Raw genomic sequence first — 1,660 nt, forward strand, 5'->3', positions numbered from 1 at the left:
AGGAATTATCCGGTATTAGCTACCGTTTCCGGTAGTTATCCCAGTCTAGAGGGTAGGTTGCCTACGTGTTACTCACCCGTCCGCCGCTAAGCTTACCCCGAAGGATAAGCTCCGCTCGACTTGCATGTATTAGGCACGCCGCCAGCGTTCGTCCTGAGCCAGGATCAAACTCTCCAAATTGGTATTTAGAAAGAGCGATTGCTCATTTTGAAACATCTGACGAGAATAAAATATTCTCTATTTTTGGATCTCACTTGCGTGAAATCCCACTCACTCGTTGTTCAGTTTTCAAAGATCAAGCTCGTCGTCGGCGCCGATTATCTCGTCACCAGCAACTCTTATAATATATCACGTTCGACCGAGTAATGCAAGCTCTTTTTTTCAACTTCATTTCGAGCTCAGCGTTGGTGTTTCTTGGCCGGACTAATAATATACCTCGACTTCCCTATATCATGCAACCTGTAATTTTTACCATTTAAATCAGAACATATAGACTAACGATTGGATATTAATAAAGCTCGAGTCACCTTAATTGATCTGCAAAAGAACGAGCTGGAAACCTACAAAATAGTGCAAACCTGCTCCGCAACGGTGTGAAGGTTGAGAAGACTGTCCCTCCGTTAAGCGTGGATGGTGTCAATTATCCGGCAGGGACATATATAGTGAACATGCATCAGGCTAAACGCGGCTATGTCAACCTTGTCTGTAGATCGACTAACGAATTGCTTGTGATCAAAATGGCCGTAACTTAGCTCTCCAATGCTGGAACCGGGTATAAAAAAGGAAGCTTCCTGATCTCCAGATCGAACCAGAGAACAGTAGCTTCCAAATACTTGCTCGACCTAGTACCTTTCAGCGCATCAGCGGACAAGATAAGCAAGCTGCTCAAACGGGCGGAGTAGGCATTGCCGGAGCACCTTTATTCATATTGTCCGGTCTTGGATTTAAAGTGACAAATACGGCTACTGCAGACGTTCTGGTCAATGTTGACACGGGCTTGATTGCCGGCGGTAAACCTTTCATCGATATCGACGTACGATGCTGAGCAGTATTAAATCTCTGAATATCTTGCCGGGCTTGGATCACTCCAATCCGGTGAACCAGACGAAGAGCCGCAGCACATGAAGGCTTGTTCCATCTTCGCCATTATTGGCAGAAAACGATGCATTCCGTAATATTTATAAAGGCTATCAGCAACCTCACGCTTAAATAGCTTCATCAGAGAGTCTGTATCATCATTTCTTTTCAATAGAAGGGCATGAGCTTAAAAATATCATTGGGATCTGTGCAGGTTGAGTTCTTCACTCCGGCCCAGATCGAAGCTGTTTGCCCGTAATTTCGCTCAAAATGGCTTTCTATTCCTCCCACTATAAATTAATAAATACTCTTGTTTACTCACTGGTTCTAAGATTTTCAGCCATAGACAGATTGAGAGCTGGAGAAGTCATGTAAGGATGACATTATTTTCTGGTGAAGCCGGTGGCGGGAATAGAGAGCGGGGGATTCATCCCCAACCCAAGGATACGTTCTGTGATCGCACTTTGGATATCCACACCTGTCTCCTGACGGCTTACCCTCCCATGTCACGCGGGGTCTTTGCCCTTACATTCCTTCGTTCGGCCTCTCAGGAGGTGGACGCCGTTTCTTGCTCCTTTACAGG

Annotated in this window: 1 protein-coding gene and 1 rRNA gene; one reads left to right on the top strand and one right to left on the bottom strand. The window is 45.5% G+C overall.

What is annotated here, in order from left to right:
- Positions 1-180, bottom strand: a 16S ribosomal RNA gene (locus A3848_RS26090); the annotation flags it as partial.
- Positions 181-1,454: 1,274 nt separating this feature from the next.
- On the opposite strand from A3848_RS26090, the gene A3848_RS32725 reads away from it, so the two are divergent.
- A partial coding sequence (locus A3848_RS32725; protein ID WP_218618995.1) for a hypothetical protein occupies positions 1,455-1,660 on the top strand: 206 nt, incomplete at its 3' end.

Origin of the sequence: Paenibacillus sp. P32E (assembly GCF_001909085.1) — a bacterium.
Taxonomy (GTDB): domain Bacteria; phylum Bacillota; class Bacilli; order Paenibacillales; family Paenibacillaceae; genus Paenibacillus_AQ; species Paenibacillus_AQ helianthi.